This is a genomic window from Staphylococcus capitis subsp. capitis, from assembly GCF_040739495.1.
Classification (GTDB): domain Bacteria; phylum Bacillota; class Bacilli; order Staphylococcales; family Staphylococcaceae; genus Staphylococcus; species Staphylococcus capitis.
Genome location: NZ_CP145261.1, coordinates 1 through 21,426 on the forward strand (window position 1 = coordinate 1; position 21,426 = coordinate 21,426).

The 21,426-nt window shown below is 30.4% G+C and carries 23 protein-coding genes and 2 pseudogenes; 12 read left to right on the forward strand and 13 right to left on the reverse strand.

The features are described from left to right. Together V6C74_RS00005 and V6C74_RS00010 are read left to right on the forward strand one after the other, a co-directional pair. Positions 1-942, forward strand: coding sequence for a replication initiator protein A (locus V6C74_RS00005; protein ID WP_103175448.1), 942 nt, complete (start codon positions 1-3; stop codon positions 940-942). Between the two features lie 231 nt (positions 943-1,173). Continuing rightward, positions 1,174-1,383 (forward strand): hypothetical protein, encoded by a 210-nt coding sequence (locus V6C74_RS00010; protein WP_064262742.1) that lies wholly within the window; start codon positions 1,174-1,176, stop codon positions 1,381-1,383. A 268-nt stretch (positions 1,384-1,651) separates the two neighbouring features. On the opposite strand, the gene V6C74_RS00015 is transcribed toward V6C74_RS00010, so the two are convergent. Next, positions 1,652-2,149 (reverse strand): hypothetical protein, encoded by a 498-nt coding sequence (locus V6C74_RS00015; protein WP_103175447.1) that lies wholly within the window; start codon positions 2,147-2,149, stop codon positions 1,652-1,654. 588 nt (positions 2,150-2,737) lie between these two features. Here V6C74_RS00015 and V6C74_RS00020 point away from each other — a divergent pair. Further along, positions 2,738-2,836, forward strand: a pseudogene (locus V6C74_RS00020) (ABC transporter ATP-binding protein); the annotation flags it as partial. Positions 2,837-3,154: 318 nt separating this feature from the next. Here V6C74_RS00020 and V6C74_RS00025 read toward each other — a convergent pair. Next, on the reverse strand, positions 3,155-4,765 hold the full coding sequence (locus V6C74_RS00025; protein WP_064262748.1) for a DNA mismatch repair protein MutS: 1,611 nt from the start codon (positions 4,763-4,765) through the stop codon (positions 3,155-3,157). A gap of 168 nt (positions 4,766-4,933) precedes the next feature. On the opposite strand from V6C74_RS00025, the gene V6C74_RS00030 reads away from it, so the two are divergent. Beyond that, entirely contained in the window at positions 4,934-5,827 is an 894-nt protein-coding gene (locus tag V6C74_RS00030) for a replication initiation factor domain-containing protein (protein WP_103175445.1), read from the forward strand. Positions 5,828-6,295: 468 nt separating this feature from the next. Here the strand turns inward: V6C74_RS00030 and V6C74_RS00035 are convergent, their stop codons facing one another. The 3 genes from V6C74_RS00035 to V6C74_RS00045 all read right to left on the reverse strand — a co-directional run bounded on the left by V6C74_RS00035 (position 6,296) and on the right by V6C74_RS00045 (position 8,109). Further along, on the reverse strand, positions 6,296-6,493 hold the full coding sequence (locus tag V6C74_RS00035) for a hypothetical protein (protein ID WP_103175444.1): 198 nt from the start codon (positions 6,491-6,493) through the stop codon (positions 6,296-6,298). A 159-nt stretch (positions 6,494-6,652) separates the two neighbouring features. Beyond that, positions 6,653-7,795, reverse strand: a complete 1,143-nt coding sequence (gene tnpB, locus V6C74_RS00040; protein ID WP_070664114.1) for an IS200/IS605 family element RNA-guided endonuclease TnpB — start codon at positions 7,793-7,795, stop codon at positions 6,653-6,655. A gap of 47 nt (positions 7,796-7,842) precedes the next feature. Next, positions 7,843-8,109, reverse strand: coding sequence for a hypothetical protein (locus V6C74_RS00045; protein ID WP_229717022.1), 267 nt, complete (start codon positions 8,107-8,109; stop codon positions 7,843-7,845). Between the two features lie 1,052 nt (positions 8,110-9,161). Here V6C74_RS00045 and V6C74_RS00050 point away from each other — a divergent pair. Further along, on the forward strand, positions 9,162-9,341 hold the full coding sequence (locus V6C74_RS00050) for a CsbD family protein (RefSeq protein WP_070597576.1): 180 nt from the start codon (positions 9,162-9,164) through the stop codon (positions 9,339-9,341). A 434-nt stretch (positions 9,342-9,775) separates the two neighbouring features. Here V6C74_RS00050 and V6C74_RS00055 read toward each other — a convergent pair whose 3' ends face one another. Next, complete coding sequence (locus V6C74_RS00055) at positions 9,776-10,174, reverse strand: YolD-like family protein (RefSeq protein WP_129795299.1); 399 nt, start codon at positions 10,172-10,174, stop codon at positions 9,776-9,778. A gap of 107 nt (positions 10,175-10,281) precedes the next feature. On the opposite strand from V6C74_RS00055, the pseudogene V6C74_RS00060 reads away from it, so the two are divergent. Together V6C74_RS00060 and V6C74_RS00065 are read left to right on the forward strand one after the other, a co-directional pair. After that, positions 10,282-10,527 (forward strand): annotated as a pseudogene (locus V6C74_RS00060) (Txe/YoeB family addiction module toxin); the annotation flags it as partial. 163 nt (positions 10,528-10,690) lie between these two features. After that, entirely contained in the window at positions 10,691-10,789 is a 99-nt protein-coding gene (locus V6C74_RS00065; protein ID WP_129795298.1) for a type I toxin-antitoxin system Fst family toxin, read from the forward strand. Positions 10,790-11,166: 377 nt separating this feature from the next. Here V6C74_RS00065 and V6C74_RS00070 read toward each other — a convergent pair whose 3' ends face one another. Further along, positions 11,167-11,841 (reverse strand): IS6-like element IS257 family transposase, encoded by a 675-nt coding sequence (locus tag V6C74_RS00070; protein ID WP_001105987.1) that lies wholly within the window; start codon positions 11,839-11,841, stop codon positions 11,167-11,169. Positions 11,842-11,884: 43 nt separating this feature from the next. Here V6C74_RS00070 and V6C74_RS00075 point away from each other — a divergent pair, with 43 nt between their 5' ends. The 4 genes from V6C74_RS00075 to V6C74_RS00090 all read left to right on the forward strand — a co-directional run bounded on the left by V6C74_RS00075 (position 11,885) and on the right by V6C74_RS00090 (position 15,099). Next, entirely contained in the window at positions 11,885-12,352 is a 468-nt protein-coding gene (locus V6C74_RS00075; protein WP_142382066.1) for a hypothetical protein, read from the forward strand. Positions 12,353-12,602: 250 nt separating this feature from the next. After that, the gene (locus V6C74_RS00080; RefSeq protein ID WP_000573642.1) at positions 12,603-13,307 is read left to right on the forward strand and encodes an ABC transporter ATP-binding protein; all 705 of its coding nucleotides are present in this window, start codon (positions 12,603-12,605) and stop codon (positions 13,305-13,307) included. Position 13,308: 1 nt separating this feature from the next. After that, positions 13,309-14,439, forward strand: a complete 1,131-nt coding sequence (locus tag V6C74_RS00085; protein ID WP_001086633.1) for an ABC transporter permease — start codon at positions 13,309-13,311, stop codon at positions 14,437-14,439. A 9-nt stretch (positions 14,440-14,448) separates the two neighbouring features. Continuing rightward, positions 14,449-15,099, forward strand: a complete 651-nt coding sequence (locus tag V6C74_RS00090) for a TetR/AcrR family transcriptional regulator (RefSeq protein WP_001070743.1) — start codon at positions 14,449-14,451, stop codon at positions 15,097-15,099. Positions 15,100-15,448: 349 nt separating this feature from the next. On the opposite strand, the gene V6C74_RS00095 is transcribed toward V6C74_RS00090, so the two are convergent. Beyond that, positions 15,449-16,123: an IS6-like element IS257 family transposase gene (locus V6C74_RS00095; protein WP_001105987.1), complete on the reverse strand. Its 675-nt coding sequence runs from the start codon at positions 16,121-16,123 to the stop codon at positions 15,449-15,451. Between the two features lie 304 nt (positions 16,124-16,427). Between V6C74_RS00095 and V6C74_RS00100 the strand changes: the two genes are divergently transcribed. After that, positions 16,428-16,976 carry a recombinase family protein gene (locus tag V6C74_RS00100; RefSeq protein ID WP_064657848.1) on the forward strand — a complete coding sequence of 183 codons (549 nt, stop codon included), beginning with the start codon at positions 16,428-16,430 and terminating at the stop codon, positions 16,974-16,976. Between the two features lie 888 nt (positions 16,977-17,864). Here V6C74_RS00100 and pepG1 read toward each other — a convergent pair. The 5 genes from pepG1 to V6C74_RS00125 form a co-directional block, all read right to left on the reverse strand. Then, positions 17,865-17,996 carry a type I toxin-antitoxin system toxin PepG1 gene (pepG1, locus tag V6C74_RS00105; protein WP_219727472.1) on the reverse strand — a complete coding sequence of 44 codons (132 nt, stop codon included), beginning with the start codon at positions 17,994-17,996 and terminating at the stop codon, positions 17,865-17,867. Positions 17,997-18,269: 273 nt separating this feature from the next. Then, positions 18,270-18,608 carry a type II toxin-antitoxin system PemK/MazF family toxin gene (locus V6C74_RS00110; RefSeq protein ID WP_103175439.1) on the reverse strand — a complete coding sequence of 113 codons (339 nt, stop codon included), beginning with the start codon at positions 18,606-18,608 and terminating at the stop codon, positions 18,270-18,272. After that, a complete protein-coding gene (locus V6C74_RS00115; protein ID WP_103175440.1) occupies positions 18,605-18,853 on the reverse strand; it encodes an AbrB family transcriptional regulator in 249 nt (82 codons plus the stop codon). The genes V6C74_RS00110 and V6C74_RS00115 overlap by 4 nt, the downstream gene beginning before the upstream one ends. Before the next feature lie 372 nt (positions 18,854-19,225). Then, positions 19,226-19,900 (reverse strand): IS6-like element IS257 family transposase, encoded by a 675-nt coding sequence (locus tag V6C74_RS00120; protein WP_143978094.1) that lies wholly within the window; start codon positions 19,898-19,900, stop codon positions 19,226-19,228. 366 nt (positions 19,901-20,266) lie between these two features. Continuing rightward, a complete protein-coding gene (locus V6C74_RS00125) occupies positions 20,267-21,007 on the reverse strand; it encodes a DUF536 domain-containing protein (RefSeq protein WP_172601872.1) in 741 nt (246 codons plus the stop codon). Between the last annotated feature and the right edge of the window lie 419 nt (positions 21,008-21,426).

Consider the following 21,426-nt stretch of genomic DNA (forward strand, 5'->3'; position numbering starts at 1 on the left):
ATGTCAAACTTTAAAAGAATTACAATACAAGAATTTGAACAAGAAAGATTTTATAAACTATATAAATTTTTATTTGAAGATGATTATTTTAGAAAGCTTAGTGACTCTGCAAAAATTGCTTACTGTATGTTTAGAGATCGATTCGAATTATCTAAAATGAATAATTGGATTGATGACAATGGTAATGTATATTTAATATTTACTACTAAAGATTTATGTGAATTTTTAAATTGCGGAACTCAAAAAGTAACTAAAATCAAAAAAGAATTAGAAAATTTTAACCTTTTAGAACAAGAAAGACTGGGTTTAAACAAACCAAATAAAATATATATCCTAGAGCCTAAAAAACCTTCTAAAACTAATAATAGTAAGGAATTTCGAAAATCAAAATTCCAGAATAATGAAAATCAAAATTCCAGAGTTTTGAAAGTCAAAAAACAAGAATTTCGAAAATCAAAATTTAATGATACTGAATTTAATGATACTGAATTTAATGATACTGATGATAATGATTTGAATGATTTGAATGATATAAATAACAATATTTCTACAACTACTAATCATTCGAATCATTCAAATTATCAAAAAAATAAATTTAATAATGATGCTTTAAAATTCCAAGTACTTGAAGAATTACCAAACCAAATCAAAGATTATTTAAGCAATTTTGAAATCAGAGAGATTCGTATTATTAAGAGTGTTTTACTTAAAGGGAAAAAGTCTTTTAATAATAAAAATAATACATATTACCGTTTAGAAGATGTTGAATTTGAAATTATTAATGTTTTAAAACGTTTTAAGGCGATGTTGCTACAAAAGAATGAAACAGTTGAAGCTATGCAAGGTTATTTAATGCAATCGATTAAATCAGAACTAGAAGAATTACATGCGTTGAACATGCGTCGCCAAAATATGCATAAATATAATATTTTTAATGAATGATTTTATGCATATTTTTAATTTCCATGTAGATAGGCAGTGTCTAAAAAATTCGACACTGATTTTGCTCAAATTTTATTTGACTCTTATTTGTGTTTTAAGAGCCAATATGATTTTTTTAAGCGAAATACTATATAACTAAAGACAATTCTTTAAAATACCCCCTTAAAATCCCAAATAAGGGTATTTAAAATAAGGTGTAAGATAAAGTTTGGGAAAAGGAGGGCTTATTTTATGTCGATTAAACAAATATTGGATAAGTTTTTAAATAAAAAATGGGGATGTAGTGATTTAATTTGGTTAATTTTCTCAATTGTTATAGCAAACATATTTACAACGCCATTATTAGGTATTCCAATTGGGGTTGCAGTTTATTTTTTATTGTTTAACATTAGCGATGAAACTAAAGAAAACGCCAAAAAGTATGATTTGAAAAAGAAATAATAGAACACGCATTTATGCCGAAAAGTTTAGTTAAGGGTTCTTCTCAACGTCAATAAAGCATTAAAAATAGCCACTCAATTGTTGAGTGGCTATTGATTGGAATGATAGTTACTTTGTGTTTAAAGAATTCATACATAATTGGGATAATGCTATAGTTTTACTTTAACACTTATTTAATTACAGTGCATTCAAAAGTATTTAACGATGCGATATGTTTAGGGATTGTTAAAGGTTCGAAGTCTCAACGTCAATAAGTCATTGCATATAGCTATAATACTGGTATAGCGAATGTAATTGTTTTAGCTAATCCAGTAGCAATCCAACCAGGAACACCTAAGTCAGTTAAAGCATTTGTTATAGCACCTTCAACATTGTCTCCGAAGTTAGTGTAATGTCCTAATGCTTCTAGTAAAGCATCAACTGTAATAACTTTTTTCCAGTGGGCTTTTACTTGTTGAGATAGTGGTAGTTTATCTATTGCGCTATTAATCGTATTTTGTATTTGTGTTTTATATTTTTTTATACTTTTCATAGCAGTTTTTACTGTCATGCCTACTTTTCCTCTATTTTGCTTTTCTGCTAAGGCATGTTGTCTAGCTTCTGTAGGGTTAATATTTTGTGAAGATAGGACATCATCTACATATCGATCTTCATTGAAGTTTTTAGGTGGATTTTCAGGTAGTTTATTTGTTTTATTTATAATTTGTGAATTGTGATTTTGATTAGTAGGTTCTTGTGATTCACTTGCTGATGCTAGGGGAGTCAATATTGATGTAGCTAATAATGTGCTTTATGCTGCGCTAAAAAATAGTTTTTTCAATTTTATTCCTCCAAATTAGTTTTTTAAAAGTTAATTTATAAGTAACATATATTCTAAAAAGATGAAAGAGAGGTAAAAATTTGTTTTCTTTACTTTTATTTCAATTATTACTTTTACTTGGAGTATTTTTAATTTTTATTTTGCTAACTTATGGTTACCTGGGATTCGATTATATTGCGCTGATTGTAATGATGGTTTCAACTGTCTTTTTTGCTTATATTTATTATTTACTAATTTTTAATAAAGATGATAAAGATTCTGACAAAAAAAGAGTATTATGGTCATCTGCTGTATTTTTCCCCGGTATTATTTTAATGATTTATTTTATTATTAAAGTTTTTCTAAATTTTTATTAATACGTTTCTTTCTGTGTATTTTGTTAGCATAAATTGGTTTTTTCGCTTTATTTTTCATATTTTCAACACTACTTTTATTGTTTTTATAAAAGGCAGATAAATTTAAGTAATAAAAAAGCGCTCAAACTGAGCGTCTTTTTATGTTTTTTGAAACGAGTGGAACGAGTTTCTTCTTGTCTTGAATAGACAAGGTGTCACAATCATTATGGCTACACACAGCCAAAACTTTTTTGATATAGGTACAGAATTGATTGATTTAGATGTTCAAAATGCATAACCTATACAATTCCACTACCTATAATTAACTAATTATGTAAATTAAAAATGAGGGAAAAGCTGTATAACTGCTTTTTTCTCATTTTTATATACAGTTTAAATTATTATCGCCTTGAGTTAGATATTAAAGATGCAATACCAAATTCAACTAATAGCATTGGAAATATATATACAGCATAGACATCTGTTTTTATATAGAATTTTCCATTAAATCACTCCAAATTCTTAGTCAGGTTTTTATCGATTATAGACGTGCCATCTTATTTGTAAAAACATTTCAGTTTGTAAACTTTCAAAAAATTATTTATCAAAATAAATATTAACTAAATCTTTTAGTATTATATAGGGCTCTTTGATATATATTTAAAGGAAATTGAGAAATCCGTAACAATTCAATAGCGTTACGGGTATCAGCTTTACCTTCTTTAATCTTATAATCAAAGTAAATATGATTTTCTTCTATGGATTCATTGAAGTGATAATTTTTATAATTACCTTCTAAATATTTTGCTAATTCAATATCATGAGTAGCTGCTATCACTTTATAATTTTCATAAGTATTTAGATAACTTAGTACGGACTCAGAAGCAGCAATACGCTCAACGGTATTTGTACCTTTGAAAATTTCATCAATAAAACAATATATTGCGTTTTTACTCTTCGTATTTAACAATCGATGAATAGATTTTAGTTCTGCCATAAAATAACTATCTCCTGATAAAACGTCATCTTTATTAGCCATGGATGTATAAACTTCTCCAGGATGATAAATAAAGGAGTCTGCTGTAACAGTGTTTAATGTTTGAGCGAGAATAAGATTACTTGCTACTGCTTTCATAAAAGTTGATTTACCAGATGCATTTGATCCAGTTAATAATATATTATTATTTACTTTTAAGCTATTTGATACTGCATTTTCGAGTAAAGGATGTACTAAATTTTCAAAGTCTATTTCTTTCTTTTCTACAGTAATAGTTGGTTCACAATAATTATCTAATGTCTGTCTATACATTGCTAATGAATAGTGATTATCTAGAGTACTTATATAGTCGTAACAAGTCAGTAATTCTTCTTGATATTTGGAGTATGTAGATTGAATTTTATGAAAGAAAAAGTAATCTAACATAAACACTTTTTTAAAGAACATGATAAAGGCGCCACCTATATTTTGTTCATCTGCTTTTCCAAGAAAGCCACTCAATAATCGAACTATATTAAAATGTCTAAAGTTTACATTTGTTTTTGGAGTATTTTCCAAACGATTCAGTAGATAACTTTGCTTAAGCACTTTAGCAGTATAAAAAAGCGATTTTAAATCTTGATTATAATTTCTTTTTAAAACTGCAGATAAAATAAAATTAAGTAATACAGAGAAAAACAATGTAAAGACGCCTATAGCTGGATTAATAAGAATAATAATGATACTCAATAACGGTAAAAATGGACATAACATAAATAACGTATTTTTATTAGCAGGTTTGATTTGATCAGGAAAAATGGGATAAACTACTTTTCCTATTAAAGCAAGGTGATAGGAAACTTCTTTTCTAAATCGTTCATTATTCGTAAAGAGATTTAAAAGATTATGATGTTCAATGTGAAACATATTTCTCAATGTAGCATACCACCTCATTTCACCAATAGCCGTAAAATTAAAGTTACTTTGGTGAAATAGAGCGTCAAAGTTTAAATCAGACCACGTTTTATCATCTACTAGAAAGTTAAAATTGTTATTTCGTCGAAGTTTAAATTGATAATTAAATCGCGAATTAGGACGTATAAATTCTTCTAATGCTTTCTTCTCTTTCCATAAATTATCTATTTTAGAAATCAAATGTTTTTTGTTTAAAAAAGAAGATATCATACTTGTAACTATAGTTAATAGAACTATTCCTAATACAAGATATATGTATACTTGATAACTATTCATAATAATCCTTCCCATATTTAAATTCATTTAATTTTAAACTTCATATTATCATTCAACAGTATCTCTCTCAATGTTATGAGAATTATATATAAGGATCTATAAAAGTTGTGGTAAATGAATCACCTATACAAAAGTACTACCTATAATAGTTAATTATGTTACTTTTCTTTGATTTCATCGTTTATTACCGGCTACTCTAATAGCCGGTTAGGTGCACAAATTCCGGTACAAACTTATCCGAATTTAAGTTTTGATGCTATGACAATCGTTGGGAATCTTAATAAAATTAATGCTCAAAAGCTATCTGAATTCATGAGTACTGAACCACAAATTAGACTTTGGGATATACTACAAACGAAATTTAAAGCTAAAGCGCTGCAGGAAAAAGTTTATATCGAATACGACAAAGTAAAAGCAGATACATGGGATAGACGTAATATGCGTGTTGAATTTAATCCAAATAAACTTACACATGAAGAAATGATTTGGTTAAAACAAAACATCATCGACTATATGGAAGATGACGGTTTTACAAGATTAGACTTAGCCTTTGATTTTGAAGATGATTTAAGCGACTACTATGTAATGTCAGATAAAGCTTTGAAGAAGACTGTATTCTATGGAATTAATGGAATGCCTGAAACAAAATATTTCGGTGTAAGAGATAGTGATAGATTTATTAGAATTTATAATAAAAAGCAAGAGCGTAAAGATAATGCAGATGTTGAAGTTATGTCTAAGCATTTATGGCGTGTAGAAATTGAACTTAAAAGAAATATGGTTGATTATTGGAAAGATTGTTTTAATGATTTACATATTTTGAAACCAGATTATACGATGATTAATAAAACTTCTGAACGTCATACAGTTATGGCTTTACTGTTTGATGAGAGTGAATGGGGAAAATTAAATAGAAATACTAAATATAAATTTAAAAAGATTTTTAAAGAAATATCTCCAATTAATTTAACGGAATTAATGAAATCGACTTTAAGAGAAAATGAAAAACAATTACAAAAGCAAATAGAATTTTGGCAGACAAAAAGTAAGAAGCTATTTTAAAAATGGCTACCATTTGGCTCCCTTTTAGCTCCCAAATGGCTACCTAATAATGTAGCTATTTGGTATCCATTTTTGATTTTAGGTATCCATTTGGGAGACATTTTTGATTTTGGGTAGCTATTCGGTAGCTTTTGTGTAGCCGTTCGGGAGACATATAACAATTTTTATCGCATAAATAGGAATCCCATTTGACACTGTCAAATCAATATTTTGCACAGAAATGGCTACCGAATGGAGACATTTCTGTGCAGGATTCCTCTTATGCTCTTGAATTACCTATAGTGTTATTATACACTATGATTTCGGACTGTTCAACCGCAGTTTTTAAGATTTCAGAAGAGGGGAGCAACGATAAATTTTTCATTTCTTCAATATTTTTATGTCGCTTCTCGTGATTTTTTTCATCGAACTTTTGAAACTTATTTTTACATTTAAAATAAAAAAGAGACTTAGAAAGTCTCTTTAAAATTAAATATGATAATCACCTGCAAAAGATGAAATAACATAAAATGATGTGACATCTTTTTCGTCAAGTTCCCATTTTAATGATTGAATTAACTGTTCCATCGTTAAACAATCATTCATGATTTCTTCATCTACATTGATGAATAATCCAGCTGTTTCATTATTTTCCATGTGAGTTAATTGATTATGATTATCTACCAACGATTCAGTGAACTACTCAACACTTAGCTAAACCTAAAGGTTTGACGCTTGAAGTGTGAGCTTCTCGGAAACAAAGCATACTTGATAACGTATTTCTTTGTTATCAGCGGTGTCTTTTTACTACCCGAGCTATCCCCGTAGTCCCTACGGTTCTTCTTTCTAGTTTTGACTTTGTAATCTCATACCTTCGGCCAATATATTCTGACTTGCGTTGATATCACGGTCATGATGTACATGACAATTCGGACACGTCCATTGACGGACATTGAGTGGTTTCTTGCCGTCTTGGTGACCACATTCAGAACAGATTTGACTTGATGGATACCATCTGTCTATTTTGATAACTTTTCGTCCATACCATTCTGCTTTATATTCTAACTTTCTAATAAAATGCGACCATGATACATCTGAAATGCTTTTAGCCAGTTTACGATTACGCATCATTCCTTTTGTATTTAAGTCCTCAATACAAATAACATCGTGATTTTTGATGATACTTGTACTTAACTTATTTAAAAAGTCTGTGCGTTGATTTTTAACCTTTTCATGTAATCGAGCTACTTTTTGTTTTTGTTTTTGATAATTTTTAGCGTCTAATAAATTCACATTTCGTTGTTTAGCTAACAATAAACGTCTTGATAATTTACGTTGTTCTCTCGCTAATTTTTGTGACATGCTATGTGTAAATTGATGATTATCATATTTTTGACCGTCTGAACATATCGCAAAATCACTAATACCCAAATCAATACCGATGGACTGATTGGTTTTTGACATAGGTTGAATATCTTCTTTACACAATAGGGCAACATAATATTTACCACTCGCATGTTTTGAAATCGTGGCAGACCTAATATCGCCTTTGATTTTTCTGTGAAGTTTAATCTTAACGACTGACTTTAATTTAGGTAGTTTAATATATTGATTGCCAATCAACGAGATAGAACCTTTTTGATTATTCGTTGTATAACTTTGAATCGGGTGTTTTTTACTTTTGAATTTAGGAAATCCTACGGATTTATCACGGAAAAAGTTTTGATAGGCCTTATCTAAATGTTGCTGGGCATTAGCTAAAGCTAGACTGTCTACCTCTTTTAAGAATGGATAGTCTTTTTTGTACTTGGCAGGTGTCGGTAACTTATTTTGTTTTGACGTGTCTGATTTGTACTGTTGATACGCCTTGATGCGTTCATCTAACATCAAATTATAAACTTTACGAACACAACCAAATGATTTGGCGAAAAACACTTCTTGCGTCGTCGTTGGATATATTCTGAATTTATACGCTTTGAGCCTTTCCATCAATGCCACCCGCTTTCTATCTATGATTATTTCCTTGATTTCGTATTTTAGAAATCATCTTGATACTTTTCTTCTTCCTTTTCCATCAAAATTTCATAATATTCTTCATCTACATTGACTAATTCATCAAAGTGAATATGTGAAGTGAAATCAACGACTTCTTTTGTATTTTTAAAAACATCAGTTTGTAATTTCTTACATTGTCTGTGCTCATCAAACCGGAATATTACTTCTCTAACTATTCTCATATTTTCAAGGTCTAAAGTGACTTGAACTTCAATATTTTCTTCTTCTCCAATTGTTGTGTAAGCCAAAGGACATTTCAGATTTGAATCAAATAATCCTTCTTATATATTCAATGTCTCTTCAAATTCTCGCAATTTATAATTTCTTATATTTTTACATATGAGCAAATAATCATTAATAAATTCCTTAGTATTTGTCATACTCCACACACCTTTTACAAAAATATATTAATTATTTTCATGTTCATTAAGTAATGAAAACTCTAATAACAAATTGAATAACGCTAATAAAACACTTACCACTTTTAATAGAGTTATAATCTTTTCTTTCATTGTAAATACTCCTTTATATGATATAATAAAATTAAATTGAAGGAGGAGCCCAATCTCCTCCTTACAGAATTATCTTAGTAATTCTGTAATTAAAGTCACGATAGCTCTTAATAAGTTTATAATACTTATTAGGAGCTTTTTCGTGGAGTTCTTCACGAGAAACCACCTCCTTCAATTTCTCTTTCAATACCCAACCAACCGCCACATCTCGTTGGACATCACCTCCTTTACTTTTTTATTATTTATTTATTTTTTTCTGTGTTGCAAAGCCACAACAACAAGTCGTCATGAGAGATGACAAGGAGACAAGCTAAAATATTTTTCGACTGGCGTATGCCTCAAAGAAAAATTTTTGCGCCTTGTCAGATCGAATAGACTTGTTAATAGCATCATCTTTGATGATGCGTGTGAGCGTGCAACACGAAAAAATAAATAATAAAATTCCAAATAAATAGGGAAGTGATTCCTCACTTCCCTTCATTTTCATTAGCATTTTCTTATAGAAAATGCACAAGTGGCTAATGAAGCACATTAGCCACTTGCCAAAAGTATTAATCAAACTTTTTTCTCTTGATTGATCTTATTATATGTATTATGTTTTAGGTGTGCTCCATGTTTGAATTACACTACAAAAGCCTAATGAGGAATTCATTAGGCTTTTTCCTTTGTATATACTGTGGCCAAAACTAACCTATAATACAAAAAGCGTATAGTATGAATTTGTGATGACTATATGCTATATTATCGTTACCAAACAAATTATTTCAACATTTAAGGGGGGTACAATGATGGCTGAAGATAAGTTTGAACAAGCTAAAGGTAATATTAAAGAAACAGTTGGTAATGCAACGAATAATGAAGATTTAGAACAAGATGGTAAAAAAGATAAAGCGTCTGGCAAAGCAAAAGAGGTTGTTGATAACGCTAAAGATAAAGCATCCGAAGTTATTGATAAGTTCAAAAAGTAGAGCTTTGCAATCTTTTTTAACGTAACAAGGCAGAAGTCTACGACCTCTATAGGTGGTAGATGAATGCCTATTATTTTTATATATGATATAATCAGTCTCATCATGACCGTGATATCAACGCAAGTCAGAATATATTGGCCGAAGGTATGAGATTACAAAGTCAAAACTAGAAAGAAGAACCGTAGGGACTACGGGGATAGCTCGGGTAGTAAAAAGACACCGCTGATAACAAAGAAATACGTTATCAAGTATGCTTTGTTTCCGAGAAGCTCACACTTCAAGCGTTAAAACCGATAGGTTTAGCTAAGTGTTGAGTAGTTCACACTATTAGATATATGGTATAGTGAATTTAGGTAAATCCTAATCCTTTTCTTTTGTTCTGTTTTTTCCTAAGTATAGTTAAATTTTAAGCCACTCTGAACGAGTGGCTTTTCTTATTCAATATTTTGGATGTCCTTCATCGGTATTTCCATTGTTTCATTGCCACCTTCGTTACTTATAATCATCGATTGCTTAAGTATATCTACATTTTTAATGTAGGCTTGGTGAGCGTAAAAATATCCTTGCTTCCAATACGTAATAATAGCTTTTTCTCCACTATGCATTTTCCAATATACTTTTTCATTTAAAACATTGAGTTGATCATCTAAAAGCGAAGGACGTTCTGCTTTATTTTGATCTTCCATATATTGTTCTATTTGTTGATATTGCTCAGGAATTGTCTTAAAAGCTAGCCATTTAACAAACCCTCTGCCTTTAGGAACATTAGAATCTAAATACTCTCTAGGAATCTTACGATAATCCGTTTCATCCTTATATTGTTTAGGAATCATATACAAACACCTCAACCATATAATAGAACATACGTTCGTATATGTAAACCCTTCCTTCCTATAAAATGGCTTTCAAAATTTTGAATGTGTTTTACTTAATCTTTTGACTAAAGAATTCAGCAAAGACAGATTTAAAGAAGATAAAACGTTCTAACTTACAAGAACAATTTTTAAAAATCGTAGAAATACTAAAATATGATCCATATCAACAAAGTCAATCCTTTGAAAAATTGCACCCTAAACATTTAGGACGATACTCAAGACGTATCAATCATCAACATAGAGTTGTCTATACAATTGATGAGGAAAATAAAGAAGTATTAATATTAGCAGCTTGGTCTCATTATGAATGAAAAGGAGAACTCGTTAATGAAAATTAATGATGAACTCATTGAAAATTTATTGAAAGATAAATCTACTTATTAGAATTGTATATGCTTCAAAAGGTACAGATGATATAATATTGGAGTCGCCTTTCTCTCAGGCGTCAATTGACGTAGAGAGGAGGTGCTAAAAATGACAGATATTCTTGTTCACATCATGACCACAGCAGCAAGTGGTTGTATCGTTGCGTTATTTTCGTATTGGCTTCGAAAACGCGACAATAATAAGTAAATAGGCGACAATAGCCACACCAACAAAAACCCCTCACTACTGGGAATAGTGAGGGGATTGGTGCATAAAATGCAGATATTCTTGTTAATTAGATTATAACACCATAGCGAGCAGGAATGCAAAGTTAAATAGTAATAAAATAATTATTAATGATTCTAAAAAGAGTATTTAAAGGGTTCTGTTGCAAATTAAAGAAGTTTACTTTTTTAATAATATTTTAACACCTTTAATGATATTGAATACATATAATACTAGAGCAATTAAGAAAAATAGAATTGTAATTATTATAAATATAACAGATATCAATAATTGATGATCAGGTTCTGTTGCAAAGTAAAAAATATAGCTAACCACTAATTTATCATGTCAGTGTTCGCTTAACTTGCTAGCATGATGCTAATTTCGTGGCATGGGGAAAATCCGTAGATCTGAAGAGACCTGCGGTTCTTTTTATATAGAGCGTAAATACATTCAATACCTTTTAAAGTATTCTTTGCCGTATTGATACTTTGATATCTTGTCTTTCTTACTTTAATATGACGGTGATCTTGCTCAATGAGGTTATTCAGATATTTCGATGTACAATGACAGTCAGGTTTAAGTTTAAAAGCTTTAATTACTTTAGCCATTGCTACCTTCGTTGAAGGTGCCTGATCTGTAATTACCTTTTGAGGTTTACCAAATTGTTTAATGAGACGTTTGATAAACGCATATGCTGAATGATTATCTCGTTGCTTACGCAACCAAATATCTAATGTATGTCCCTCTGCATCAATGGCACGATATAAATAGCTCCATTTTCCTTTTATTTTGATGTACGTCTCATCAATACGCCATTTGTAATAAGCTTTTTTATGCTTTTTCTTCCAAATTTGATACAAAATTGGGGCATATTCTTGAACCCAACGGTAGACCGTTGAATGATGAACGTTTACACCACGTTCCCTTAATATTTCAGATATATCACGATAACTCAATGCATATCTTAGATAGTAGCCAACGGCTACAGTGATAACATCCTTGTTAAATTGTTTATATCTGAAATAGTTCATACAGAAGACTCCTTTTTGTTAAAATTATACTATAAATTCAACTTTGCAACAGAACCTTCAAGTTGCAGCTAAGGGTAAAGTTGAAAATAAATCGTTTGAAACCGATACTAAAAATATAGATAGTAATGGTAATACAGTTAATTTATCCTTTAAACAACATGATATTAGTAAGTATAAAGAAGAAGCTAAAAAAGAAAAATCAAAAGCAAAAGGGTTTATTAAAGATTATACTGATGAATTAAATGGTGCTTACAAACATTCTGATTACCAGTATATTGAAAGATTTATCAAATCTGATAGTTCAGTTGAAAAGCATATGAAAAAAGTTGTGACTGGTAAAGCTAAAAATCATTACACAGACTTAAAAATATTAAGTGTTGAACAAAATGATAATAAATTTACGGTAACAGCTTCAAAGAAACTAGATAAAACAACTATTAAATCAAAATATGTTTTAAAATATGATAAAGATTTAGACGAATTTAAAATAATTGATTATACAGATATATAAGTTAAGAGTCTGGGGCATAATTTTGTCTTAGGCTCTATTTTTATATAGACAGTAGATGACTGAATTAAAATGCTCTTGTATCAAGATTCTTTTAATTCTAGTCATTATTGTTGGTGCATGACTACAAAATCTTTTTATAAAAATAAAATTTTACCTCTCTTCATTTTTTATTGACAACGAATATAAAAAAAAGTAGTATATAGATAAAGTGAGTGGTCACTCATTTTATCGGTGTGAGGAGGAACAATTTATGATAGAGGTAAAAAATGTAAGTAAATCCTTTGGTAAACAACAAGTGGTAGATGATATATCTATATCATTTAATGCTGGTGAGGTTGTGGGTCTAATCGGTCCTTCAGGTACTGGAAAAACGACATTAATACAGTGCATTTTAGGCATGGAGAAAATTGATGGTGGGCAAGTCACTATTCAAGAACATACAATGCCGAATAGAAAGATATTATCAAATATTGGTTATATGGCTCAAAATGATGCTTTATATAATGATTTAACTGGACGTGAAAATTTAACGTTTTTCGCAAGAATTTATATGCGTGATAAAGAAGATATTAAAAAACGTGTGAACCTATGCAGTTCCATGGTTCAATTAGACAATGATTTAGATAAGAAAGTTGAAATGTATTCTGGTGGAATGAAACGACGCTTATCTTTAGCTATTAGCTTTTTACAAAATCCTAATATCCTTATATTAGACGAACCTACAGTTGGCATTGATCCTAAATTGCGTCAGACGATTTGGAAGGATTTAACTAAAGCAAAGGCTGAAGATAAATGCATTATAGTGACAACGCATGTATTAGATGAAGCTACACGCTGTGATAAGCTCGTATTAATGAATCAAGGAAAGATATTGGCAACGGGTACACCAGATGAAGTGAAAAAACAATATCACACAGATACGATTGAAGGCGTATTTCTGAATATGGAGGGATAAAATGAATTCGTTGCACATAGCAGGACGTATTTTCAAACAGACGATTCGAGATGTAAGAACATTGGCACTGTTACTTATTGCACCTATATTACTATTGTCGCTACTATATTACATTTTTACAGTTGCCGATAATACGAATGGCGTAACAGTTGGGGTTCACGATGTACCAGATTCATTAATGACTGAATTACATGATAAAGATATTCACGTTAAACATTATAAAAATGACAATGATATAAGTGATAAAATTAAAGACGACAAATTAACAGGATTTTTGCACAGTGATGGTCAAAAAGTATCAGTGACTTATGCTAACGATAATCCTACACAAGCAGGAGAACTAACAGGTGCAAATCAAAAATGGTTAATGAGTCATAACATGAATGCCATGAAAGATAATACTAATAAATTGCATCAAGCGTTAACTAAAATACAACAAAAAATGCCCGGGGATGGGGGAGACACGCCTCATCAAGATATGGCTAAACCATATAAACTAACAACGCACTATTTATATGGTTCATCAGATTCTACGTATTTTGATATGATAAATCCTATTTTAATTGGATTTTTTGTCTTTTTCTTTACGTTTTTAATTTCTGGCATTGGCTTATTAAAAGAGCGTACTTCTGGCACATTAGAACGTTTACTTGCCTCTCCAATAAAAAGAAGTGAAATTATTTTTGGTTATGTTTTCGGTTATGGTAGTTTTAGCGTTATCCAAACAATAGTTGTCGTATTATATGCAATTTATATTCTGCATATAGACTTAGTAGGTTCGATATGGTTCGTACTATTAACGGCAATATTAACAGCGCTTGTCGCTGTGACATTCGGTATATTATTATCTACCTTTGCTTCCTCAGAATTCCAAATGATTCAATTTATACCATTAGTCATAGTGCCACAAGTACTATTTGCAGGCATTATACCAATTGAATCAATGAATAAAGGATTACAATACTTTTCACATATCATGCCGTTATTCTATACCGGCCAAACGATGCAAAATATTATGATCAAGGGTTATGGATTCAACGATATTTACATTTATTTAATTGTGTTATTCGCATTTTTCATTTTCTTATTGATTTTAAATATTATAGGCATGAAAAGATATAGAAAAGTTTAGTAGGTCAATATGAACCAAGATATTAAGTCATTAGTTGAAACCATTGTGCCTCAACTTGAATATTTAAGCGATAAACAAAGACGTGTCATAGAAAGTGCTATTGCATTATTCAGTGAACAAGGATTTGATAAAACGAGTACTAAAGAAATTGCGCAGCGTGCAAATGTCGCAGAAGGAACGGTATTTAAGCAGTTTAAAAGTAAAAGAATGTTATTATACGCAGGATTAATTCCAATTTTAAGAGATCATATCGCACCTGTAGCTGTTAAACAATTTACAGATGAATTAAACGAAGTAACCCATTTTGATGCATTTATAAATTTATTTGTAGAAAATAGATCTAAATTTATTTATGACAATAGACGTATTCTTAAAGTCATCTTAAATGAAGCTATTACTAATGAAGATTTTCAAAATATATTAGTTAATATTTTCACCCATAAATTAACGAGTAAATTAAAAGATAAAATTGAATGGTTTATCGATAATGGTGACATGCGCAATGTTAAACCTGAGTTTTTTATACGTACGGTCGTCGCACAAATTTTAAATTTAAATATCCCAATAATAGTTAATAATGACTATACTAAGGGTGAAAACTATCAGCAGTTTGCGTTATTCGTAAAAGAGGGCTTATATAGGATGTTTAAGCGAGAATAGACATCATGCAAAATATGAAATAAGAGAGTAAGGGACATAATTTCTAGAGCCAAGAACTTTATGTCACAGACTCTTAAAAATTGTGAATTAATGTTACTCATTTGGAAATTATTTACTATCGTGATAATATATAGTTATAATAAACGTATTTAGAAATACGAAAAAGAGCAACATGCTAATACATGTCGCCCTAGTGAGCCTGTTAAAAAGACAGTGGCTTGTATTTTACTAATAAGATTAAAATAACCTCTAGTTACTCGCCAAAGTATATGCTAGATGGTTATTTTTTTTGGTTCTGTTGCAAAGTAAAAAATATAGCTAACCACTAATTTATCATGTCAGTGTTCGCTTAACTTGCTAGCATGATGCTAATTTCGTGGCATGGGGAAAATCCGTAGATCTGAAGAGACCTGCGGTTCTTTTTATATAGAGCGTAAATACATTCAATACCTTTTAAAGTATTCTTTGCCGTATTGATACTTTGATATCTTGTCTTTCTTACTTTAATATGACGGTGATCTTGCTCAATGAGGTTATTCAGATATTTCGATGTACAATGACAGTCAGGTTTAAGTTTAAAAGCTTTAATTACTTTAGCCATTGCTACCTTCGTTGAAGGTGCCTGATCTGTAATTACCTTTTGAGGTTTACCAAATTGTTTAATGAGACGTTTGATAAACGCATATGCTGAATGATTATCTCGTTGCTTACGCAACCAAATATCTAATGTATGTCCCTCTGCATCAATGGCACGATATAAATAGCTCCATTTTCCTTTTATTTTGATGTACGTCTCATCAATACGCCATTTGTAATAAGCTTTTTTATGCTTTTTCTTCCAAATTTGATACAAAATTGGGGCATATTCTTGAACCCAACGGTAGACCGTTGAATGATGAACGTTTACACCACGTTCCCTTAATATTTCAGATATATCACGATAACTCAATGCATATCTTAGATAGTAGCCAACGGCTACAGTGATAACATCCTTGTTAAATTGTTTATATCTGAAATAGTTCATACAGAAGACTCCTTTTTGTTAAAATTATACTATAAATTCAACTTTGCAACAGAACCAAAAATAGTATCTTAATAATCTTCGTTTTTGAAACAGATGTATAGCTAAGTAATAATGGATCTTTGTTTCATCGATCTTATCTTACATAAAGTCATAAAAATTAAGCATTTTAAAACAATTTCTATTTTTTTACTTACAAGTATCATATCTTGTATTATTAACAAAGTATTATTTTACCTTTACTTATTGAGATATGATACAGTAATAGTGAAACAAATAACAAAATTTAATAAAGCGTGGTGTACAAATGGCTAAAATTGGTTACGCTCGTGTTTCAACACAAGATCAAAGTTTAGATAGCCAAATCGATACTTTAAAAAACTTTGGCTGTTCAAAAATATTTAAAGAAAAAGTGAGTGGTCGAAAAACGAAAAGATCAGAGTTAGACAAATGTCTAGAGTATTTACGTGAAGGAGATACATTAGTTGTTTATAAACTTGATCGTTTAGGTCGAACAACAAAACAGTTAATAGAATTGGCTCAATGGTTAGAAAACAATAACATCGAATTACAGATTATTGATATGAATATCAATACTAAGGATGCAATGGGAAAAATGTTTTTTACGATGATGAGTGCTTTTGCTGAACTCGAAGCCAATCTTTTAAGCGAACGTACTAAAAAGGGGCTTGCTTCTGCAAGAGCGAGAGGGCGCGTCGGTGGACGTCCACCCATGCCTGATCATAAAAAAAGAGAAATTAAGTTCCTATATGATGAACAAAAAATGACCGGTGAACAAATAGCCGAAGCTACTGGCGTAAGTAGGTCAACTGTATATCGTGTAATCAAAAAATAAAAATAATGAAAGATATTTTATAATTCTTTCATTTTACTATGTATTAAAGTTGTATCTTTATTTTTTGTGTTTAACTTCTTATTCAAACGTTACCTTTTTATTTGTAAATTTTTAAATAGGATGTAATAATACTTTTGTATGACACAAAACAAAGAGGTGAAATACATAATGGAAAACGTAGTTAATTTTGTAAAAAAATTAATCGAAGAAGTTCAAAAATTAATCAACGGTGGCTCTTCTTCATCTGATAGTGATAATACTTCTAAATAATAATTTAGACCACTCTTTATGAGTGGTCTTTTGATATAAATATTTATTAAAATAATTTACAAATAGTATTAAACAGTATATACTAAAGATGTAAAAGAAAAGACACAAGTGCTGATAACACTCGTGCCTTAGTAAGCCCGTTAAAAAGACGGTGACTTTTCAGTGCTTTTAACCATTCTTCCTACTCGTCAAAAGTTGGGATGGTTATTTTTTGGCTTAATCTAATAAGCTCGATTACTAGACCAATGAAAATGTAAAAGAAAAGGCACAAGTGCTGCTAACACTCGTGCCTTAGTAAGCCCGTTAAAAAGACGGTAGCCTAAATTAATTTTTTAACGTAACAAGGCAGAAGTCTACGACCTCTATAGGTGGTAGATGAATGCCTATTATTTTTATATATGATATAATCAGTCTCATCATGACCGTGATATCAACGCAAGTCAGAATATATTGGCCGAAGGTATGAGATTACAAAGTCAAAACTAGAAAGAAGAACCGTAGGGACTACGGGGATAGCTCGGGTAGTAAAAAGACACCGCTGATAACAAAGAAATACGTTATCAAGTATGCTTTGTTTCCGAGAAGCTCACACTTCAAGCGTCAAACCTTTAGGTTTAGCTAAGTGTTGAGTAGTTCACTAAGCTCGATGATAAGACCAATGAGTGCAATGAGAAAAATCCCAAATTGCAACATGGTACTTATATCAACCAAAAGGCGTCTCCTTTCTAAAGATTTGATTGATACCACCATAGGCATCACACGGTTCTGTTGCAAAGTTAAAAATCATATAATATTTATACTGAAAAACGGAAAATAATTAATACTAACAAAACTCTTTACTGTTAAAACAATATTTGTTTTTATAGTTTTGTATAGATGCGCATATAATTTTAACTTTGCAACAGAACCTAAACATTTATAATAGATGTAACGAGATATCAAAAAAATGTATACACCAATCCCCTCACTACCGCTAATAGTGAGGGGATTTTTTTGGTGTGGCTACTTAAGGTCGCCTATTTATTAAGATGATGGTTTTATATACGTCTGTATTGCTTGTAAGACGACGTTTTTTAAGTTGTCTTGTAATTCATCTTTATAGTTATGGTTACGCTCGTTTAAATCTAATGCACGTATCTGTAGCGTGTCTATGACGCCTGTGACTAATCCTTTTTTAGTTTTTACTTCAATATCTGATGGATAACGTTTTTTGCGATTTGTAATTGGTAATGCCCAAACAAAATTTGTCCCTTTAATAGTCATATTGTTGTTTACTATTAAGCACGGTCTGATTTTTTGTTTTTCACGACCTCTTGTGGGGTTTAGGTCGATATAGTAGATATCAAACTGTTTGATACTCATATTTCGCGACCTACACTTTCGCCAAAGTCAATTTCAGGTTCAGTGTATTTGCCACCGTTTTTGAAGAAGGCTGTGATTTCATCTTCAATTGATTGTTCTTTCTTTTTGATAAACAAACCACCGTTGGTTTTAGATACTTCAACCTTATCTCCGACTTCAAAATCAGTAAGTTGTATCGTTTGTTTGCTTAAACTAATTGCTTTACTGTTTCCACTTTTAAAAATGCGTTCAGATGTTTTAACCATTGGTATCATCTCCTTATATTCATTATATCAATATGTACTTACGTATGTAAATACATTACAAGTATGAAAAAGAGTAGCAACTCGAAAGCTACTACAGCTACTACTCGAAAGACGCTTCATATTATACCTACTGCCATCAGACTAGATGAGATTTTTTGGAGTGAAAATGTTAAAAAATAGATGTTAAAATGTATTTATTTTATCAACGTAATCTTTTATTTCGTCGATTTTCTTATCAAATTCATCTATTTTGTTTTCTGCTGGTTTTGGATTATATTTGTCGTACATATCATCTAAGTAATTGTAAAAATTACGGTTCTGTTGCAAAGTAAAAAATATAGCTAACCACTAATATATCATGTCAGTGTTCGCTTAACTTGCTAGCATGATGCTAATTTCGTGGCATGGGGAAAATCCGTAGATCTGAAGAGACCTGCGGTTCTTTTTATATAGAGCGTAAATACATTCAATACCTTTTAAAGTATTCTTTGCCGTATTGATACTTTGATATCTTGTCTTTCTTACTTTAATATGACGGTGATCTTGCTCAATGAGGTTATTCAGATATTTCGATGTACAATGACAGTCAGGTTTAAGTTTAAAAGCTTTAATTACTTTAGCCATTGCTAACTTCGTTGAAGGTGCCTGATCTGTAACTACCTTTTGAGGTTTTCCAAATTGTTTAATGAGACGTTTGATAAACGCATATGCTGAATGATTATCTCGTTGCTTACGCAACCAAATATCTAATGTATGTCCTTCTGCATCAATGGCACGATATAAATAGCTCCATTTTCCTTTTATTTTGATGTACGTCTCATCAATACGCCATTTGTAATAAGCTTTTTTATGCTTTTTCTTCCAAATTTGATATAAAATTGGGGCATATTCTTGAACCCAACGGTAGACCGTTGAATGATGAACGTTTACACCACGTTCCCTTAATATTTCAGATATGTCACGATAACTCAATGCATATCTTAGATAGTAGCCAACGGCTACAGTGATAACATCCTTGTTAAATTGTTTATATCTGAAATAGTTCATACAGAAGACTCCTTTTTGTTAAAATTATACTATAAATTCAACTTTGCAACAGAACCATTTTAGTTATATTTAATTTACTATTTAAAAAATATTTACAAGCAATAGTGAGTTCCTTGATAGCGCTATCTTTATTATTTTATTTATTTGTTATATTATAAGTTCAACTTTGCAACAGAACCTTACTATGACTCTGGTTGATATTTCAATCCATCCACTTTATAAAGTGTTAGAAATAGATACTAATTAGAAAAAATATTGAAGAATATATTCATTTTTCAATTAACATAATCGATGATTATCAGAAGTTTGATTCACATTAAAAAGGCACGACAAGTTCATGAAATTGTTGCGCCTTTTTAATTGTAATTAGTTACCAAACAAACGGCTCCAAAACCCTTTTTTAGGTGGTTGTTCTACCTTATCATCATAGTCGTTCTTTGTTTCTTCAGATGCATTATTGTTTTTAAGTAACTCATTTTCTTCTAAGTTGCTATCATTGCTCTCTTCGGGAACCTCTTTATTTCTATCTCCAACATCTTCTGCAGTTTGATTTTCGTATTGTTGATTAACATTTTTAACTTCTTCAGTGAATTTTGCTTCTTGTGCATTGATATTTCCTCTATCATTCGTAGATGGATTAAAAGAATAATTAAGTTGCCTTTCTTCTTCCAATTGATTCTCCAATTTTTGAATTTTTTTATTACTTTCTAAAGCTAATATTTGTTGATTTTCAAGTAACTTTGATCTTTCTTGTAATTCTTTTCTATAGAATTCTATTGTTATTTCATAACGGCTTTCTTGTTTTTCCATCTGACTATTTAAGGTATCAATTTGATTTTTAAGTATTTCTATTATCTGAGTATCACTTTTAGATTCAACATTAATCTTATCTGATTCATTCTTTTTTCTATCCTCTGTATTAATTTCGAACCCATATTTCTTTTTATTTTCATTCACCCTTTTAATGATTTTTTCTACATCAGTATCATCTTTAATGAACGAGGTGTTTTCCTGTTTTACTGTCTCTATATTTAGTCGCTTAATATTATTAAAAATTGTTTGTTTACTAACCTCTAATTCTTCACTCAACTTTTTTACACTCTTCACATAATCAACCCTTTATAAATAGTTTATCAACCCTTTGCAATACATTATAAGACTATAAGTCCCCAAATATAAAGTTATTTGGCACAGACAAAATATATCTTATCAACGCTTTATCTAGGGTTTATAGTTTTATCAAAGGTTCGTAAAGGGTTGACACACCTTTGATAACCATACACTTTCTCCTTTTATAACCCTATTTAAAATGCTATAATATACTTAACATATCAAAAACCCCCAACTACTGGTAATAGTCGGGGGGCTGGTAATAAAACGCCGAAAACGTTTATTTATATAATTGATACTTGTATTATATAATGATTTTCTTCTTAGTGCAAGCACCTAGACTATTAAATAAACGTAAATGATTGTAACCGTTTTATTACCTCTTACCAAACTATATTTCGGAAGAGGTTTTTATT